The sequence below is a fragment of the Paraburkholderia sp. JPY465 genome (assembly GCF_050436725.1).
Classification (GTDB): Bacteria; Pseudomonadota; Gammaproteobacteria; order Burkholderiales; family Burkholderiaceae; genus Paraburkholderia; species Paraburkholderia youngii.
In genome coordinates this window covers 2,058,080-2,077,117 of sequence record NZ_JBNDMT010000003.1, presented here as the reverse complement: position 1 = coordinate 2,077,117, position 19,038 = coordinate 2,058,080, and the positions used below count along the sequence as shown (strand labels likewise).

The 19,038-nt window shown below is 65.7% G+C and carries 11 protein-coding genes; 4 read left to right on the top strand and 7 right to left on the bottom strand.

Features of this window, described 5'->3' with window-relative positions:
* Positions 1-98 precede the first annotated feature (98 nt).
* Entirely contained in the window at positions 99-1,475 is a 1,377-nt protein-coding gene (locus QFZ94_RS24295; protein ID WP_429460132.1) for an EAL and HDOD domain-containing protein, read from the top strand.
* Positions 1,476-1,574: 99 nt separating this feature from the next.
* Here QFZ94_RS24295 and QFZ94_RS24290 read toward each other — a convergent pair whose 3' ends face one another.
* A complete protein-coding gene (locus tag QFZ94_RS24290; protein ID WP_368585573.1) occupies positions 1,575-3,032 on the bottom strand; it encodes an HDOD domain-containing protein in 1,458 nt (485 codons plus the stop codon).
* 95 nt (positions 3,033-3,127) lie between these two features.
* Positions 3,128-4,942, bottom strand: coding sequence for a putative bifunctional diguanylate cyclase/phosphodiesterase (locus tag QFZ94_RS24285; protein ID WP_368585574.1), 1,815 nt, complete (start codon positions 4,940-4,942; stop codon positions 3,128-3,130).
* Between the two features lie 353 nt (positions 4,943-5,295).
* On the opposite strand from QFZ94_RS24285, the gene QFZ94_RS24280 reads away from it, so the two are divergent.
* The 3 genes from QFZ94_RS24280 to QFZ94_RS24270 all read left to right on the top strand — a co-directional run bounded on the left by QFZ94_RS24280 (position 5,296) and on the right by QFZ94_RS24270 (position 7,872).
* Positions 5,296-6,597: an EAL and HDOD domain-containing protein gene (locus tag QFZ94_RS24280; protein ID WP_429460129.1), complete on the top strand. Its 1,302-nt coding sequence runs from the start codon at positions 5,296-5,298 to the stop codon at positions 6,595-6,597.
* 171 nt (positions 6,598-6,768) lie between these two features.
* Positions 6,769-7,332 carry a peroxiredoxin gene (locus tag QFZ94_RS24275; protein WP_429460126.1) on the top strand — a complete coding sequence of 188 codons (564 nt, stop codon included), beginning with the start codon at positions 6,769-6,771 and terminating at the stop codon, positions 7,330-7,332.
* A 75-nt stretch (positions 7,333-7,407) separates the two neighbouring features.
* On the top strand, positions 7,408-7,872 hold the full coding sequence (locus QFZ94_RS24270) for a hypothetical protein (RefSeq protein ID WP_410848985.1): 465 nt from the start codon (positions 7,408-7,410) through the stop codon (positions 7,870-7,872).
* Between the two features lie 17 nt (positions 7,873-7,889).
* On the opposite strand, the gene QFZ94_RS24265 is transcribed toward QFZ94_RS24270, so the two are convergent.
* The 5 genes from QFZ94_RS24265 to QFZ94_RS24245 form a co-directional block, all read right to left on the bottom strand.
* Complete coding sequence (locus tag QFZ94_RS24265) at positions 7,890-11,216, bottom strand: efflux RND transporter permease subunit (RefSeq protein ID WP_368585578.1); 3,327 nt, start codon at positions 11,214-11,216, stop codon at positions 7,890-7,892.
* A 3-nt stretch (positions 11,217-11,219) separates the two neighbouring features.
* Positions 11,220-14,354 (bottom strand): MdtB/MuxB family multidrug efflux RND transporter permease subunit, encoded by a 3,135-nt coding sequence (locus tag QFZ94_RS24260; RefSeq protein ID WP_429460124.1) that lies wholly within the window; start codon positions 14,352-14,354, stop codon positions 11,220-11,222.
* A gap of 23 nt (positions 14,355-14,377) precedes the next feature.
* Entirely contained in the window at positions 14,378-15,766 is a 1,389-nt protein-coding gene (locus tag QFZ94_RS24255) for an MdtA/MuxA family multidrug efflux RND transporter periplasmic adaptor subunit (RefSeq protein WP_368585580.1), read from the bottom strand.
* A 435-nt stretch (positions 15,767-16,201) separates the two neighbouring features.
* The gene (locus QFZ94_RS24250; protein WP_368585581.1) at positions 16,202-17,047 is read right to left on the bottom strand and encodes an IclR family transcriptional regulator; all 846 of its coding nucleotides are present in this window, start codon (positions 17,045-17,047) and stop codon (positions 16,202-16,204) included.
* 612 nt (positions 17,048-17,659) lie between these two features.
* Positions 17,660-18,982: an IS5 family transposase gene (locus QFZ94_RS24245; protein WP_429460121.1), complete on the bottom strand. Its 1,323-nt coding sequence runs from the start codon at positions 18,980-18,982 to the stop codon at positions 17,660-17,662.
* Positions 18,983-19,038 lie beyond the last annotated feature (56 nt).

Here is a 19,038-nt window from a genome sequence, read left to right as displayed (position 1 = left end):
CGCGTCGACGAGCTTCCAACGTCACGGAAACGCGCCTATGTGCAGCGAAAAACAGAACATAGCGGCCAGGCGCCAGCGGCGCCGAGCGGGGGACCGGAATGACCACCATCGCAATCGAGACTCTGAGCCACAGCGGCACGACCGACGACGCGTCGCTCATCGCCAGCTACGCGCGGCAGCCCATTCTGAATCGGGACGGCATGCTGTGCGGGTACGAGATCAAGGTGCGAGCGCCCGAGCTGCCGCTCGCCGACGCAGACCTCAGCGCCCCGCGAACCAATACCGATCCTCATGCCGACGCGGACGCGTTGCCGGGCCGCGAGCCTACGCCGGTGCAACGCGTCGCGCGCGCGATCGTGCGCGGGCTCGTGCAAAGCGACGTGCGCGGCGCGCTGACCGGCCATCCGGCCTACGTCGACGTGAGCCGCGAGCTGCTGCTCGACGACGCGATCCTGAGACTGCCCGCCGAGCGCTTCATGCTCGAGCTGCCTTCATCGCTCGAAGTCGATGACGAGCTGATCGCGCGTATCGTGTATCTGCATGGCCGTCGCTACCGCTTCGCGCTCGACGATGTCACGCAGCCCGACGAGACTTTCGCGAAGCTGCTGCCGTACGCCGAAGTCGTCAAGATCGACGTCCCGCGCACGCCGCGCGCGCTGCTGTCGAAGCTCGCGAGCGTGCTGAAGTCGGCGGGCAAGCTGCTGCTCGCATCGGGTCTCGATGCGCAGGCCGACTTCGAAACGGTGCATGAACTCGGCTTCGACCGCTTCCAGGGCTATTACTTCGCGCGGGCGCAAAGCGCGTCGACGCGCAGCGTCAGCGCGCCGCGCCACGCGCTGCTCAATCTGCTGCAACTGCTCGCGGGCGACCCGACGGTCGCGCAGCTCGAGGCCGAGCTGAAGCTCAATCCGGTGCTCGTCATGCATCTGATGAAGCTCGCGAATTCGAGCGGCCTCGCGGTCGGTCACAAGGTGACGACGCTGCGCGACGCGATCAACGCGACGGGCACCGATCGCATCGCGCGCTGGACGCAGCTGCTGCTCTATGCCGACGGCCGCAAGGTCGCGCTCGAAGACGATCCGCTGCTGCAACTCGCGGCCACGCGCGCGCGCTTCATGGAGCTCGCGATCGAGCGCATGCCCGAGGCGGGCCGCGACGAAGCCGACGCGGCCTTCCTGACCGGCGTGTTTTCGTTCGTCGATGCGGTGTTCGGCGGCTCGCTCGAGAAAACGCTGAATATCCTCACGCTGTCGCGGCCGATCCAGGCCGCGATCCTGCATCGCGAGGGCAGGCTGGGTCTGTTGCTGAGCGCGGTCGAGGCGCTCGAAGGCGGCGCATGGGAGCGCGTCGCCGCGCTGTCCGAACGTCTTGCGCCGTTGACGCTGGAAGAGGTCGCGCAGATGGGTCTCGCGGCCGGCGCGTGGGCCGGTGTTGCGGATCGCAGCGCGGAAGGGCTGGAGCGGATCGAGGATTGAGTGGGGTGAAAGCCCCACGGATGCCCGCATAAAATCGTTTTCGGGCAAACACGGAAAGAATCAAAGTGAAGCGGAGTGATCAGCGATCACGCCAGGTCTTCACATCGTCTCCATTTCCCGCATCTGCCCCCGGCCGAAAAAACGTCCTAACTCCTTTGCCAGTTCGTTGAGCACGCCCATCTCCTTCTGTGAGATGCGGCGCGCCTCCTGCGTATGCGACCAGTCGCCGTAGAGCAGCGCGACGGTCTGATCGGTTTCGTCGATGATCGGCAGCAGCACGAACGCGCGCGCGTCGTCGAACGAACGCCGGAACCACTCGGGCAGCCGCGCGACCATCTTCGGATCGCGCGCATTCTCGATGAAAATGCCCACCGAGTTCGCGATCGCGAGATGAAACACGTCGGGCTCGAACGCGGTATTGAACGCGAGCTTCGGCAGCGCCACGTCGATCTTCGGCCCGAAGCCGAGACGCGCCCTGAACGTGCCGTTGCTATGTTTGACGTAGACCACGGTGCGCGCGAAGCCGAGCGCCGCGAGCACAGTCTCGGCGGCCATCGCGAGCGCCGGCGCGAGCGGGCTGCCCTCGGGCAGGCCGCGCAAGTCCTTCACGCCGACCTCGATGCGCGCCTCGGGCGTGAGCGCCTCGCGCGCGATCGCATCGGCATTGGCGCGCAGCTCGACGATTTCGCGCATCACGCTGTCGCCGCCATCCTCGCGCGCGAGCGCGACGCTCATCTGCAGCAGCACCTCGGGGTCGGTGTTCAGCGCGCTGCCGTACTCGTGCGCAAGCTCGCCGATGCGTGCCTCGCGCTCGCCCTCGGGCATGTTCTGCTGCGTGAGCACGTCGGCGACCGCGGTCGAGTAGTTGGTGATTGCGCGCAGCCACTGCACCTGGCGCGGTTGCGTCACGTCCTCCGGATCGAACTCGCCCATGCCGGAGCGGATCGTGTCGGGCAGGCGCCAGCGAACCGCCGCTTCGGCGCCGATTTCATCGAAGGTGACGCCGAGCACGAGCACGCACGCATCGGCTTCGAGTGCGCCGCCGTCGATATGGCGGCGAATCTGGTCCCACTCGGCGTCGAGATAGAACACGACCAGCAGCTTGCCGATTTGCCGCATCAGCGTGCAGACCACCGCTTCCTCGCCGGCGCGCAGGTCGCCGCGCTCGGTCAGCTTGCGCGCGACGCAGCCCGACAGCAGCGTGCGGTTCAACTCGAGTTTCGCGTCGATGCGGCGCGGCACGCTTTGATGAAAGTGATCGACGATCTTCAGACCGACCACGAGGTGGCCGACCGCATCCATGCCGAGCACCATCAGCGCGCGCGACACGGTCGTGATATTGCCGCCGAACGCCATGTACATCGCCGAGTTCGCGAGCCGCAGCACCTTCTGCGTGAGCGCGAAGTCCGACAGCACCACTTGCACGAGGCCGGTGAAGTCGAGGTCGTCGTTGGTCACTGCCGCCATGGTGGTGCGCAGCGATTGCGACAGCATAGGGAAATCGCCGCGCTCGCTCATTCGCGTCCAGAGCCGGTCGAGCACTGCCGCCTTTACCATGTGTGTCCCGCAAAAGCCATACGTGTTCCAGTGAATGCCGTGCCGGTCGTGAGCCGGCTTGTTCCGCTGCCTGGGCGTCGTGTCTGCATCGCCCGTTACGCGCCGTGCAGCTGAAGCTCGCGCGTTTCGAAGCGCTGCGCGAGCTCTTCGGACGGCAGCGCCTTGCAGACGAGCCAGCCCTGAATGTGATCGCAGCCCATCTCGGTGAGCAGGGTGCGCTGCGCTTCCGTTTCGACGCCCTCGGCAACCAGTTCGAGGTCGAGCGTCTGCGCAAGGCCGACGACAGCGCTAACGATTGCCTGATCGTTTCGCGAGGTTAGCAGATTCTCGACGAAACTCCGGTCGATCTTCAGCTTCGCGAGCGGAAAGCGCTGCAGGTACGCGAGGCTCGAATAGCCGGTACCGAAGTCGTCGACGGCGAAGCGGATGCCCATCGCGGTCAGGTCTTCGAGCAAGCCCTTCGCGTGCGCCGGGTCGTGCATCAGCAGACTTTCGGTGATCTCGAACACGAGCCGGCGCGGATCGATGCCGGTCAGCTCGATCGCCTCGCGCACCGAGTCCTTGAAGCGCGGATCGCGAAACTGCTGCGGCGACACGTTGACGGCCACGTACTGCAGCGGGATGCCCTTCGCGTCCCACTGGATCAGCTGCATGCACGCGACCTTCATCACCCAGTTGCCGAGGAAGTTGATGAGCCCGATCGACTCCGCGAGCGGAATGAACATCGACGGCGGCACGAGGCCGTGCACCGGATGCGTCCAGCGGATCAACGCCTCGACACCGACCACGCCCCGCGTGCGGCTGCTCGTGATCGGCTGGAAGTGTAGCGAAAACTCGCCGTTGCGTACGCCGTCGTAGAGGTCGGCCTCGAGCTTCAGACGCTCGGCGTCGGCCGGGTTGTCGTCCGGCACGTAGAACGCGAGCGTGTTGCCGCCCGCGGCCTTCGCCTGCAGCAGCGCGTGGTCGGCCCAGCGCAGCAGGTGCGTGTCGTGGCCGCCGGTGTCGTTGGCGTGGCGCACGTCCGGGTACAGGGCGATGCCGATGCTGGCCGACAGGTGGACCTGCTGACCGTTGAACACATACGGCTGCTGGATCGCGGTCAACAGGCGCCGCGCCAGCGCTTCGGCGGCGGCGGCCGCGTCGGTGCGGCTCGCGGCCGGCTTCACGAGGATCGCGAACTCGTCGCTGGCGATCCGCGCGATCGTTTCGTTCGGGCTCGTCATGTTCAACAGGCGCCGTGACGTATCGCGCAGCATCTCGTCGCCGGCGTCGTAGCCGAGCGCGCGGTTCACCCGCTGATAGTCGTCGAGATCGAGCAGCAGCAGCGCGACCGGCGTGCCGTGCGCGTCGGCCTTCTGTTGTGCGTCGAGCAGCGCATGCACCAGACCCGACTGGTTCGGCAGACTGGTCAGCCGGTCCAGATGCAGCGCCTGGGTCAGCCGCTCTTCGGTCGCGCGCCACGACGACACGTCGAAGCCGGCGATCGCGTAGCCGTCGACGCCGTCATGGTTGCTGCGCACGACCCGCAACTCGACCGTGATCGGATAGGTCAGCGACTTGACGAGCCCGAGCGTCGCTTTCTCGACGCTGCCCGAGGCTGCCGCCTGCTTGAGCAGCGCATCGAGGCGCGGCACGTCGGCGGGGGCGACCAGATCGGGCAGCGTCGCGGTTTTCAGGTATTCGCGGTGATAGCCGATGAAGCGCAGGCTCGCGTCGGACACGTAGATGAAGCGCAACGCATCGTCGACGTGCGCAAGCAGGTCGACCGCGCCGACCACCTGTTCCAGTGGGGGCGGGCGGTTCGCGCTGCTCGGCCGGTCGTCGTCCTCGCGCCGGCCGAACGCCCGCAGCCGGTCGATGACCGTGCGCAAGGAGCCCCGGCGGGGCGCGGTGATCGTGTTCGCTTCCATGTTCGTCGCTGGCAACCTGGGTTCGTCCGCGGGCTGGGCTGCTTGTCCGCCGGTCCGGGCGGCCGGGAAATAGCAGGCCGCCCCATCAGAACGAGATAACGACGCAAGCGGGGAAATCTTTAGCTGCGCGCGGAGAAAAGATCCGGTAATGAGGCGCCCGGTGCCGTCGCTGGGACGATTCAGTTAAAGTGACGCCGCTTCGCGGCCGTTAATACGGCGAATCTCCCTTAATTTGGCGACGCTGATGGCGTCGCGCTGCGTAGACTTTCCGAACCTTGCACCGATGATCCATCTTCGAACGCTCCGTCATCAGGTCCGCCAGCGCCCCACGGCCCGTCCCGCGGGACGTCGAGGTGCGTGATGTCTCCGCCGGCGCGTCGGCCGGCTATCCTGAGCGCGGGCACCCGGACGCGGTCCCGCAGTATGTCTACGTCGGCCGCCAGCCGATTCTGGATCGCGATGGGGCGCTTCACGCGTACGAGCTGCTGTTCCGCGCCGGCACCTACAACTACGCCGAAATCAGCGACGACGCGCAGGCCACCGCGCAGGTGGTTGCGCGCACGATCGGCGGAATCGGCGTGCCGGCCGTGCTCGGCCAGCATCGCGGCTTCGTCAATATCGACCGCGCGCTGCTCTTTAGCGACATCGTCCATCTGATGCCGCCCGAGCGCTTCGTGCTCGAAATCCTCGAAACCGTGCGTTACGACGCCTCGCTCGCGCGTCGGCTCGACGAGCTGCACTGCGCCGGTTTCCAGGTCGCGCTCGACGACGTGCACGACCTGACCGACGAGCTGAAGGCGATGCTGCCGTACGCCGACATCGTCAAGATCGACTTCCTGCAAACGCCGCGCCGCAAGGTCGCCGAGCTCGCGTCGGCCTTGCGCGGCTACGGCAAGACGCTGCTCGCCGAGAAGGTCGAAACGCGCGAGGACTTCGCGCTCGCGCACGAGCTCGGCTTTGATCTGTTTCAGGGCTACTTCTTCGCGCGGCCGCAGGTGCTGGCCGCGCCGCGCAACCGCTCGCTGCGCCCGGGGCTGCTGCGGCTGCTCGCGCTGCTCTCGCGCGACGCCGGCATCGTCGAGCTCGAGGCGGAGCTGAAGGTCAATCCGGGCGTGGTCGTGCAACTGCTGCGGCTCGTCAATTCGAGCGCGTTCGGCCTCGGGCGCAACATCGCGTCGCTGCGCGAGGCGATCATCGCGACTGGCACCCGGCAGATCGCGCGCTGGGCGCAACTGCTGCTGTACGCGGATACCGGCGACCTGCCGTGGCGCGCCGATCCGCTCGTGCAACTGGCCGCGACGCGCTCGCGCTTCATGGAGCTCGCCGCGAACTGGCTGCGTCCGGCCGACGGCGAATTCGCCGATGCCGCGTTCATGACCGGGATTTTTTCGCTGGTGCACATCGTGCTCGACAGCACCCCGGACGCGGTGCTCGAAAAGCTCGGCCTCGCGCCGCAGATCCGCGAGGCGATCGTCGCGCGCAAGGGCGAGCTGGGCGCGCTGCTGCTGATCGCCGAGGTCGCGGGCGAGGGCGGCGACGCCGCGCCGGTCGCGACGGCGGCGGGCTTCCACGCGCTGACGCCCGACGTGCTATCGCAGCTGAACCTGTCGGCGGCGGCGTGGTTCGGCGCGCACGTGGCGGAGCCGGACGCGTGATGCGCCGGGCCCGCGCGCCGCATTCTTTCGATTGGCTTGTGGTCCTGGCGGCGACCGACGCCGCGTGCGCATTCGTGGTCCAATAGGCCGTTCAGCGGCGGCCTGTCACGCCGGCCGAAGCTGTGTTCGATGGACGGGATCAACTGCGTGCGCTCACGCATGGAGGAGCAGATGAAGACAAAACACATACCGGCGGTATTGGCCGCCGTCATGGTGTTCGGATTCGCAATGCATTCGCCGCTCGCCTCGGCAACCCTGAAACCCGGCGATACGGCACCGCCGTTCACTGCCGAGGCCTCGCTCGGCGGCAAGACCTACACGTATTCGCTCGCCGATCAGCTGAAGAAGGGGCCGGTCGTGCTGTACTTCTATCCGGCCGCGTTCACGAAGGGCTGCACGATCGAGGCGCACGAGTTCGCCGATGCGGTCGACGAGTACAAAAAGTACGGCGCGACTGTGATCGGCGTATCGCACGACAACATCGATACGCTGACGAAGTTCTCGATCAGCGAATGCCGCAGCAAATTCCCGGTCGCGGCCGACGCCGACGCAAAGGTGATCGACGCATACGACGCGGCCATGCCGATGAAGGCCGGCATGGCGAATCGCGTGTCGTACGTGATCTCGCCCGACGGCAAGATCATCTACGAATACACGAGCCTGCAGCCCGACAAGCATGTCGAGAACACGCTGAACGCGCTCAAGGAATGGGCGGCCGCGCACAAGGGTCAGTGAAGGGGCCGCGCCGGCATCGCGCATTGCTCGTGTCAGGCCCGTGCCAGGCAAAACCATTTACCGGACGAGCTTGCGATGCCGATTCTCGTTGCGTTGATCGCGCTGGTTGCGCTGGGGTACGGCGCGGTACGCGCCTTCGCTGCGTTGCAGGCCAGTTTCGGGCTAGCGGTGGCGGAAGGCGTGGCGGTCCTGGTTGCGTTGCTGATTGCCGGTGCGCTCGCTTACTGGCGGCAGCGGCGCCGCGAAGTCGCGCCGAACGTGCGCGACGGCGACTGGACGCACGAGCTGAAGGGCAGTTGGGGGTCGGTGCGGCTCGCGGCGGCCAAGCGGCTCTGCGAGATTCGCGTCGGCGACGAGCAGGGCGCGTATATCTTCGCGGATCTGCTCGGCGCCGAAGCACAGGGCCGCGACGCGCAGGCGCGGCTCGCCGTGAAGGTCAAGGACGCACGGCGCGGCGAGTGGCTCGTGCCGATGTCGAACGAGCGGGCGGCGCGCCGATGGCAGCGGATCTTTTCGCTGGCCATCGAGCAGAAGCTGTGAGCGCCGCCTTCACGACATCATGACGAGGTCGGCGCCGCGCCACCCGTGCGGCGCGCCTTTCTCGCCTCCCAGCGCACGCGGATGCGATCCATGTACAGATACACGACCGGCGTCGTATAGAGCGTCAGCATCTGGCTGACGATCAGCCCGCCGACGATCGAAATGCCGAGCGGCGCGCGCATCTCCGCGCCTTCGCCGCTGCCGAACGCGAGCGGCAACGCGCCTAGCATCGCGGCGAAGGTGGTCATCATGATCGGCCGGAAGCGCAGCAGACAGGCCTGGTAGATCGCGTCGCGCGACGACAACCCTTTGCGCGACGCGTCGATCGCGAAGTCCACCATCATGATCGCGTTCTTCTTGACGATGCCGATCAGCAGGATCACGCCGATCAGCGCGATGATGCTGAACTCGGTCTTGAACAGCAGCAGCGCGAGCAGCGCGCCGACGCCCGCGGACGGCAGCGTCGACAGGATCGTCAGCGGGTGGATGTAGCTCTCGTACAGGATGCCGAGCACGATATACACCGCCGCGAGCGCGGCGAGGATCAGGATCGGCTGATCGGACATCGACTGCTGGAACGCCTGCGCGGTGCCCTGGAAGCTGCCGTGGATCGTGGCGGGCATACCGATTTCGGCCATTGTGTCGTAGATCACCTGCGTGGCGGTGGATAGCGACACGCCCGGCGGCAGGTTGAACGAGATCGTCGAGGCGACGAACTGGCTCTGGTGATTGACCGACAGCGGCGTGGTGCCCGGCCCGAAGCTCGCGATCGCCGACAGCGGCACCATCGTTTCCTTCGCGGTCGACACCGGCGAGCCCGACGACGCGCTCGACTTGCCGCTCGCCGCGATCGAGTTGATCGCCTGGTTGCGCGCGGAGTCGGCCGCGATGCTGGCCGCGCTCGTCGCGGTGGTGGCTGCGGTGCCGCCGGTTGCCGCGCTCGTCGTTGCGCCCGTGCTGGTCGCCCTGGACGTCACGGTGCCGGCCGGCGCGTTGGTGGTCTGCGCGCCGCTCGCGCTGCCGCCCGAGGTGCTGACGTAAATCTGGCTCAGCATTTCCGGGCTCTGCCAGTAGCGCGGCGCGACTTCCATCACCACGTGATACTGGTTCAGCGGGTTGTAGATCGTCGACACCTGGCGCTGGCCGAACGCGTCGTACAGCGTGTTGTCGATCTGCGCGGGCTTGATGCCGAGGCGCGCGGCGGTGGCGCGGTCGATCGTCACCATCGCTTCGAGACCGCCTTGCTGCTGGTCGGAGTTCACGTCCGCGAGCTCCTTGCGCGCCTGCAGCGCCTCGGTGAGCTTCGGCCCCCACTTGTACAGATCGGGCGTCGAATCGGCGAGCAGCGTGAACTGATACTGCGCGTTCGATTGCCGGCCGCCGACGCGGATGTCCTGCACCGCCTGCAGGAAGGTGCGCGCGCCGGCCACGTCGCCGAGCGGTGCGCGCAACTGCTGGATCACCTGGTCGGCGGACAGCTTGCGTTCGCTCTTCGGCTTCAGCGACAGGAACATGAAGCCCGAGTTGGTCTGCCGGCCGCCGGTGAAGCCGACCACGCTGTCGACCGCCGGGTTCTTGCTGACGATCTCCATCATCTGCGAGAACTTGCCCTTCATCGCCTGGAACGACGTGCTCTGGTCGGCCTGGATGCCGCCGATCAGACGCCCGGTGTCCTGCTGCGGGAAGAAGCCCTTCGGCACGATGATGTAGAGCACGACGTTCAGCCCGATGGTCAGCAGCAGCACGAGCAGGATCAGCCTCGGATGCAGCAGCGCCCAGCCGAGCGTGCGCTCGTAGCCGCGCTGCATCGACGTGAAGCCGCGTTCGAGCCAGCGGCCGAAGCGGCTTTCCTGTTTTTTCTCGTGCGGCTCGCGCAGCAGGCGCGAGCACATCATCGGCGTCAGTGTCAGCGAGACGATCAGCGACACCGCGATCGCGAGCGACAGCGTCAGCGCGAACTCGCGGAACAGCCGCCCGACGATGCCGCCCATCAGCAGGATCGGCAGGAACACGGCGACGAGCGAGATGCTGATCGACATCACCGTGAAGCCGACCTCGCGCGCGCCGAGGAACGCGGCCTTCATGCGCGGCACGCCGTCTTCGATGTGGCGCGAGATGTTTTCGAGCACGACGATCGCGTCGTCGACGACGAAGCCGGTCGCGATGGTCAGCGCCATCAGCGACAGATTGTCGAGCGAGAAGCCCATCAGGTACATCGCGCCGAACGTGCCGATGATCGAGATCGGCACGGCCACGCTCGGAATCAGCGTCGCGCGCCAGTTGCGCAGGAACAGGAACACGACCATCACAACGAGCGCGACCGCGATCACGAGCGTGCGCTGGGTGTCCTTCAGCGACGCGCGGATCGTCGTCGAGCGGTCCGAGGTCGGGGAGATTTCGACGTCGGCGGGCAGCGACGCGTGTAGCTGGGGCAGCATCGCCTTCACGCGGTCGACGGTCTCGATGATGTTGGCGCCCGGCTGCCGGTACAGGATCACGAGCACCGCCTGCTTGCCGTTGAAGAGGCCGAGGTTGCGCAGGTCCTCGACCGAATCGACGACCTCGCCCATGTCGGAGAGTTTGACCGGCGCGCCATTGCGATAGGCGATGACGAGATCCTTGTACTGCGACGCCTTGGTGGCCTGGTCGTTGGTGTACAGCTGCACGCGGTTCTCGCCGAACTCGATCGCCCCTTTCGGGCTGTTCGCGTTGGCCGACGCGAGCGCCGCGCGCACGTCCTCGAGGCCGATGCCGTAATGCGACAGCGCATGCGGCATCAGCTCGACGCGCACCGCCGGATTCGCCGAGCCGCTCACGTCCACTTCGCCGACCCCCTGCACCTGCGACAGCGACTGCTGCAGCACCGTGGCGGCCGAGTCGTAGAGCTGGCCGGGCGTGCGCGTATTCGACGTCAGCGCGAGAATCAGGATCGGCGCGTCGGCCGGGTTGACCTTGTGGTAGGTCGGATTGCTGCGCAGGCTCGCGGGCAGGTCGGCGCGCGCCGCGTTGATCGCGGCCTGCACGTCGCGCGCGGCGCCGTCGATGTCGCGGTTCAGGCCGAACTGCATCGTGATGCGCGTCGAGCCGACCGAGCTTTGCGACGTCATCTCGGTGACGTCGGCGATCGAGCCGAGGTGCCGCTCGAGCGGACTCGCGACGCTGGTCGCGACGGTCTCCGGGCTCGCGCCCGGCAGCGTCGCCTGCACCGAGATGGTCGGGAAGTCGACCTGCGGCAACGGCGCCACCGGCAGCCTGGTGAACGCGAAGACGCCCGACAGCGCGATGCCGATCGCCAGCAGCGTGGTGGCGACCGGGCGGGAAATAAACGGACGCGACAGGTTCATCGCCTAGTTCCCTGCATCGGTGGCGGGCGGTGTGGCGCTACCGGACGAACTGCCGCGGTTAAAGCGCGCGCGCAGCCTGCGGCCGAGCGAATCGAACGCGAGGTAGATCACCGGCGTCGTGAACAGCGTCAGCAGCTGGCTCACGATCAGGCCGCCGGCGATCGCGATACCGAGCGGCCGGCGCAGCTCCGAGCCCGCGCCGGTGCCGAGCATCAGCGGCAGAGCGCCGAGCAGCGCGGCGAGCGTGGTCATCAGAATCGGCCGGAAACGCAGCAGACATGCCTGGTAGATCGCCTCGCGCGGCGGCTTGCCTTCCTCGCGCTCGGCGTAGAGCGCGAAGTCGATCATCATGATCGCGTTCTTCTTCACGATACCGATCAAAAGCACGATGCCGATGATGCCGATGATGTCGAGATCGTGGCCGGTGATCAGCAGCGCGAGCAGCGCGCCGACGCCGGCCGACGGAAGAGTGGACAGAATCGTGATCGGATGGATGAAGCTCTCGTACAGCACGCCGAGCACGATGTACATCGTGACGATCGCCGCGAGGATCAGGAACAGCGTGTTCGCGAGCGACGCCTGGAACGCGAGCGCCGCGCCCTGGAAGCGCGTCTGGAACGACGCGGGCAGGCCGATGTCCTTTTCGGCCTGTTCGATCGCCTTCACGGCCGCGCCGAGCGATGAACCCGGTGCGAGGTTGAACGACACCGTGGTGGCCGGGAACTGGCTCAGGTGCGTGACCAGCAGCGGCGCGGGCCGCTCGATGAACTTCGCGATCGACGACAGCGGCACCTGGCCGCCCGCCGACGTCGAAGAGGGCAGGTAGATCGAATTCAGCGACGTGGTGTAGTGCTGCATCGTCGGCTGCGCTTCGAGAATCACGCGGTACTGGTTCGACTGCGTGAAGATCGTCGAAATGATGCGCTGGCCGAACGCGTCGTACAGCGCGCTGTCGATCGTGGCCGGCGTGATGCCGAAGCGCGCGGCGGTCGCGCGGTCGATCTCGATGAATACCGAGCGGCCGTTGTCCTGCAGATCGGTCGCGACGTCCGCGAGTTCGGGCGACTGCTTCAGGCGCTCGACCAGCTTCGGCACCCACGTCGTGAATTCGCCGATGTTCGGATCGGTCAGCATGAATTGATACTGCGTCGGGCTCACCGTCGAGTCGATCGTCAGGTCCTGCACCGGCTGCATGAACAGCGACGCGCCCGGAATATGCGCGACGTCCTTCTGCAACTGCCGGATCACTTCGCTCGCGGTGTTGCTGCGGTCGTCGCGCGGCTTCAGGTTGATCAGCATGCGGCCGCTGTTGAGCGTGATATTGCTGCCGTCGACGCCGATGAACGAGGTCAGGCTTTCGACGTCCGGGTTCTTCAGGATCTGGTCGGCGAGCGCCTGCTGGCGCTCGGCCATCGACGCGAACGACACCGACTGCGGCATCTGCGTGATCGCCTGGATCACGCCGGTGTCCTGCACCGGGAAGAAGCCCTTCGGCACGAACACGTACAGCAGGCCGGTCAGCACCAGCGTGAGGACAGCTACGACCAGCGTGGAGCGCTGACGGTTCAGCACCCACGTGAGGGCAACCGCGTAGCGCGCGATCACCCAGTCGATGAAGCGGTGCGCCTTTGCCTCGAAACGGTGACTGTCGTGCGGCGGCGTGTGGCGCAGCAGCTTCGCGCACATCATCGGCACCAGCGTCAGCGACACGACCGCCGAAATGACGATCGTCACCGCGAGCGTGATCGCGAATTCATGAAACAGGCGGCCGACCACGTCGCCCATGAAGAGCAGCGGAATCAGCACCGCGATCAGCGAGACCGTTAGCGAAATGATCGTGAAGCCGATCTGCTTCGAGCCCTTCAGCGCGGCTTCGAGCGCACTGTCGCCTTCCTCGACGTAGCGCGCGATGTTCTCGATCATCACGATCGCGTCGTCGACGACGAAGCCGGTCGCGATGGTCAGCGCCATCAGCGATAAATTGTCCAGCGAGAAGCCGCACAGGTACATCACGGCGAGCGTGCCGATCAGCGACAGCGGCACCGACAGGCTCGGAATGATCGTCGCGTAGATGTTGGCGAGGAACAGGTACATCACCAGCACGACCAGTACGACCGACATCGCCAGTTCGAACTGCACGTCGCGCACCGACGCGCGGATCGTCGTGGTGCGGTCGGTGACGACCTCGACGTCGAGCGCGGCGGGCAGCGACTGCTGCAAGCGCGGCAGCAGCGCCTTGATGCTGTCGACCACCTGGATCACGTTCGCACCCGGCTGGCGCTGCACGTTCAGGATGATCGCGGGCGTGTCGTTAACCCATGCGCCGAGCTTCGTGTTCTCCGGACCCGGCACGATGCTCGCGACGTCGGTCAGCATCACCGGGCGGCCGCTCTTGTATGCGACGACCGCGCTCTTGTACTCGTCGGCGTCGGTCAGCTGGTCGTTCGAGTTGATCGTGTAGTTGCGGGTCGGGCCGTCGAAATTGCCCTTCGGCGTGTTGACGTTCAGGTTCGAGATGGTGGTGCGCAGGTCGTCGAGATTCAGCCCGTACGCGGCGAGCGCGCGCGGGTTCGCCTGAATGCGGATCGCCGGGCGCTGGCCGCCCGACAGGCTCACGAGACCCACCCCCGCGACCTGCGAGATCTTCTGCGCGAGACGCGTGTCGGCGAGGTCCTGCACCTGCGTGAGCGGCAGCGTTTTAGACGTGATCGCGAGTGTAATGATCGGCGCGTCGGCCGGGTTGACCTTCGCGTAGATCGGCGGCGCGGGCAGGTCGGACGGCAGCAGGTTGCCCGCCGCGTTGATCGCCGCCTGGACTTCCTGCTCGGCGATATCGAGCGGCAGGTCGAGGCTGAACTGCAGCGTGATGATCGATGAGCCGGCCGAGCTTTGCGACGACATCTGGTTCAGCGACGGCATCTGCCCGAACTGCCGCTCGAGCGGCGCCGTCACCGACGAGGTCATCACGTCCGGGCTCGCACCCGGATAGAAGGTCTGCACCTGGATCGTCGGATAGTCGACCTCGGGCAGCGCGGACAGCGGCAGAAAGCGCAGCGCGACGAGGCCGACCAGCATGATCGCCGCCATCAGCAGCGCGGTGCCGACGGGACGCAGAATAAAAGCGCGGGATGGATTCATGCGGTAAGTGCCGTGGCTTTACTTTATTGCGATGCTTGCGACGCGCGCCGGCCGCGACGCTCGTGCGCGCCCGAGGCGGCCGCGGCGCCCGGGGGAGCGCTCGCGCCGTGCGCGCCGGACGCGCCACGCGGCCGTTCGGCCGGGATCGTGATCTTCGCGCCTTCGCGCAGCCGGTCCGAACCGTCGGTCACGACGCGCTCGCCGACCGCGAGACCCGACTGGATGCTGGTGCGCTCGCCATCGACCGGGCCGACCTTGACCTGGCGCACGGTGACCGTGTTGTCGGGCTTCACGACGTACACGAAGGCACCCATCGAGCCGTTGAGCACCGCCGAGGTCGGCACGATCACCGCGTCCTTGATCGTATCGACGAGCAGGCGCGTATTGACGAACTGGTTCGGGAACAGGCCGTTGTCCTTGTTCTCGAAGATCGCGCGCAGCTTGATCGTGCCGGTGGTCGTGTCGATCTGGTTGTCCATCGTCTTCAGCGAGCCGACTTCGAGCGGATGCGTGTTGCTGCGGTCGTACGCGGTGGCCGACAGCGACTCGCCGTTGCGCGTGTGCTGGATGATCTGCTGCAGATTGTCTTCGGAGGTCGAGAACACTACGCTGATCGGATCGAGCTGCGTAATCACGACGATGCCGTTGGCGAGGCCCGAGGTCACGTAGTTGCCCGGGTCGACCTGACGCAGACCGACGCGCCCCGACACCGGCGCGGTGATGCGCGCGTACACGAGGTCGAGCTTGAAGCTGTCGACGTTCGCCTGGTCGGCCTTCACCGTGCCTTCGTATTGCCGCACCAGCGACGCCTGCGTGTCGACCTGCTGACTCGCGATCGAGTCTTGCGCGAGCAGCGTCTGATAGCGCTTCAGATCGAGACGCGCGGTGGCGAGCAGCGCCTGGTCGCGCACCAGCGTGCCCTCGGCGTTGCGCAGCGAAATCTCATACGGGCGCGGGTCGATCTGGGCCAGCACGTCCCCCTTCTTGACCATCTGGCCTTCCTTGAAATAGACGTCCTGCAGCACGCCGCTCAGTTGCGGCAGCACCGTGACGGTGGCGAGCGGCGTGACCGTGCCGAGCGCGGTCAGCACGACCGGCATCTCGCCGTGCGTCGCGGCAGCGACGTGCACCGGCTGCGGCATGTTGGCCATCGCGTTCGGACCGCCCCGGCCGAGGCGGCCGCTGCGCGCGCCGCTCTCGGCACCCGGCGCGCTCGCGCCGCTGCCGGGCCCGGCCCACGGATGCCAGCGCCACAGTACGACGCCGAGCACGACCAGCGCCGCGACGATCAGCGCGACGGTGCGGCCGCGGTGGCGTTTCACCGCGCCGGGCGCGCTCGATTGCGCGCCGCTCGCGGACGGCTGGGAAGCGGCAGGGCGTTGGGTTTCCGGGTGCTTTTGTTGTTCGTCCATCGGTTCGGTCAGGTGGCTGGCTTTGTGATGTGAGCCGCCGATACGGTCGCCGCCGTTAGAAAGACGGCGGGCCGGCATATGGTCGGCATGTCAGGCGGTCGTGGCGGCGCGCGCCGCGCAATATTTAGCGCGATGCTATCCGAGGCGCGGGACAGAGATGTTAACGCAATGCGGAATCATCACGGATCGGCGAGGCCTTTTTGACGGCGCTCACGGCTCGCGGCGCGGTCCCGCGACGGGATGCGTGATCGTACGTTGCGGCGTCTGCAACAGTCCAGCCGCGTATTTTTCGGTTAATTACGAAGGTTACAGGATGTTGGCGAATTGTAGGGCAAGGGTGGGCGGGATGCCTTCGTCACTGCACAGACCGCAGGCGGCCGGCGCCGCGTGCGGTCTGGGCGGGGCGCCGCGTTGGCGCCCGTTGCCGCCGCCGGGTCACTCGTCGAGCCGGCGCCCCGGCGTGCCGCCGATCTCCAGCACGATCTTGTCGATGCATTCGAGCAGCGCGGGTGCGGCGTCCGAGATTAGCCATTCGCGCGGACACTGGTCGGCCGCGCCGCCGCAATTGACCGCGTAGCGCTCGCCCGACGGTCCGACGAAGCCGAGCGCGATCGCGTTCAATCCGTTGTACCACTCGCCGGTGGCGATGGCGAAACCGCGTTCGAGCGTGTCCTGGATCGCACTGACGAGACGGCTGCCGATATAGCCCCAATCATCGCCCTCGGCCGTCTGCAGGCCGATGAGCAGACGGTCGCGGTCCGCTTGCGTGAGCGCGGCGAGGTACGCCCGGCCGACGGCAGTCCGCGTCAGGCTCATGCGTGAGCCGATTTCGAGTCGCGATACAAGCACCGCCGAACGCGGCCGGATCGCGTCGATGACGACCATGTCGTAGCGGTCGCGCACCGCGAGATGCACCGACAACGCGGTGCGTTCCGCGAGTTCGATCAGGAACGGCCGCGCTCGGGAGCGGATGTCGAAGTTGCGCAGAAAGCCGTTGCTTAGTTCGAGCACCGACGAGGTCAGCACGAAGCGCTCGCTGTCGGGCAGTCGCACGAGAAAACCGGTGCCCACGAGCGTCGCGGTGATGCGCGACACGGTGGGCTTCGGGATGCCGGTCAACTCGGCGAGTTCGCGATTGCTGAGCGGTGCGTGCGCGGCGGCGACGGCGCGCAATACGGTCAAGCCGCGCGCGAGCGCGGTGACTTCATCGCCCGGGCCGTCTCGGTCTTTGCTGGCGGGGGCTTTAGCGGTGACGGTTTGATTCGGTGCGGATCGGTTCATGCGTTTTTTTGGAACAGTATTTCAGGCTGCTCGTTCGTTAACCTGTTGACGACCGCCCGCGCGGTGCGGGGGCCTCTCCAAACCGGAGCATCCGTTTCATATATTTTTGGGAAAATCATTGTATCGGAAGAAATTGCCGATCGATGAGCGACTATATCTTTTTGCTTGACTTAGTCAGCATAACCATAAAAAATGGAACCTCATTTCGAAAGTCGCCTTTGCCCGCTGCATATGATGCACGCGAGCGGAAAATCCCGGAGTCCAGGATCGATTGCCTGTCCAAAGCGCTTGCGCCTTTCGAAATACCTTCTCTCAGGTTCTAGCACGGCCCTCGGAATGGCTAGAACTTTTAAGGCGTCACGGCAACGTGACGCCTTTTTTTTGTGTCGCAAAAATCGGCACCAAATGCAGGCATTAAATCGCTCCAGCTAAAAAGGCGATACGCAATAATCGCCGATAATCACCCGTCTCATTTTACATTTCGTTTTTATTTGCAAACGCACTAGCTGCGAAAGCGCGCATACCGGTTACGCGATTCAATGAATCATGCTCCGCGAATTGAGCTATGTAAATAGTCGGGTCTGAATAATTCGTTTTGGTCGGCGCTTGCCCTCAAGCCTGGAAGGCGACGATGATTGATCGGCTAAGCCAGGCGATCAGAACAAGGGCGTAAAAAAGCCTCAGCTTTCTGAGGATCATCCTCAGGTTGTGGCCAGCGCCGCACAGCACTGCGTGTATTGCATCGCCGAGTGCGCCTTTGAGCCAGTTCCGGTCGAGTTTGCCGTCGGCCTTCATGTGACCAATGGCAGGCTCGATTGCGCTTCGCCTTTGGATCATCGCGCGCAGGCCCCTCGTGATTCCGCGTCGCAATCCCGGGTGGTAGATCTTCACTCCCTCGACAGCGACACCCTTGTAACCGCGATCCACAATGGCGACGTCGGGCTTCACATCGCTCAAGATCGCCGCCTGCTCCAACGCTTCAGCCAGCGTGTAACCGTCGTATGGGTTACCGGGCATCGAGCGGGCGCCAACAACAAGCCCTTCCTTGTGTGTCGTCGTGATCGACACTTTCACACCGAATTCGTAGGGCGTGCGGGCTTTGCCTTTCGCCAAACATTCAACTTCTGGCGCATGCAGTGCGTACAGCTTGTTTTTATCCTTCTGCTTCTGAGACAGGATCCGCCTCGTGCGGCTGATCAATTCCTGCAGCGCGATGCGCCCAGTGTCGGCGACTGAATCGAGCTGACGCTCGACATCACGCATCACCCGCCCAACGCGCGAGCGCAACGTGCGCAGCGCCTTCTTCATGCGCTTGTACTGCTTCGCATGCGCGTAGCGGCCAATCTGACGCGCCAGGTGCGGCGCCTCGCGGTTGTAGTTCTGCCGCAGCTTCAACCCGTGCCGTGCCGCAGCCTTCACGAGATGTTCGCGACACCGTTCGAGCAGACGCGAATCGGTTGGATGGGCGACCGCCTTTTGCATGACCGTCGTGTCAACGATGACGCGCTTTGCGCTTGAAGCCTTGATCACGCCCGCGCGCTTCGCCGCTTCGATCGTCTCGGCCAGCAGTTCTTCAACTCCGGCCTCACCCAGGCGCTTGCGCCAGCGGGTCAGGCTCGACGGATCGATCGGCGGCTCCGTCTGCAAAAACGTTTCGCCAGTAAAGACCTGCCAATACGGGTTTTCCACCCATTGCCAGACCACTTCCTCGTCCGACAGATCGAACGCATGCTGCAGATACAACAAACCAGCAATCAACCTCGGTGAGGTGGCCGGCCGACCTTTGCGTGAGACGAAGCTCGCGCTCATCGACGCATTCAATCCATCCCAGTTGATCAGATCGGTCAGACGCACCAGCGGATGCTTCAGGTTGATCTGCTCGCGCAGAGGATGCCGGAACAAATCGCCTTCGCTCACCACTGCCTTCGGACCCATCCAGACCTCGACAGAATTTGCAGGAAATTACCCATAAAATGCCAGGTTCCTGCAAA

Coding starts and splice junctions, on each gene's coding strand:
- QFZ94_RS24295 (WP_429460132.1), top strand. CDS start 99: ATGACCACCATCGCAATCGAGACTCTGAGCCACAGCGGCACGACCGAC.
- QFZ94_RS24290 (WP_368585573.1), bottom strand. CDS start 3,032: ATGGTAAAGGCGGCAGTGCTCGACCGGCTCTGGACGCGAATGAGCGAG.
- QFZ94_RS24285 (WP_368585574.1), bottom strand. CDS start 4,942: ATGGAAGCGAACACGATCACCGCGCCCCGCCGGGGCTCCTTGCGCACG.
- QFZ94_RS24275 (WP_429460126.1), top strand. CDS start 6,769: ATGAAGACAAAACACATACCGGCGGTATTGGCCGCCGTCATGGTGTTC.
- QFZ94_RS24270 (WP_410848985.1), top strand. CDS start 7,408: ATGCCGATTCTCGTTGCGTTGATCGCGCTGGTTGCGCTGGGGTACGGC.
- QFZ94_RS24265 (WP_368585578.1), bottom strand. CDS start 11,216: ATGAACCTGTCGCGTCCGTTTATTTCCCGCCCGGTCGCCACCACGCTG.
- QFZ94_RS24260 (WP_429460124.1), bottom strand. CDS start 14,354: ATGAATCCATCCCGCGCTTTTATTCTGCGTCCCGTCGGCACCGCGCTG.
- QFZ94_RS24255 (WP_368585580.1), bottom strand. CDS start 15,766: ATGGACGAACAACAAAAGCACCCGGAAACCCAACGCCCTGCCGCTTCC.
- QFZ94_RS24250 (WP_368585581.1), bottom strand. CDS start 17,047: ATGAACCGATCCGCACCGAATCAAACCGTCACCGCTAAAGCCCCCGCC.
- QFZ94_RS24245 (WP_429460121.1), bottom strand. CDS start 18,982: ATGGGTCCGAAGGCAGTGGTGAGCGAAGGCGATTTGTTCCGGCATCCT.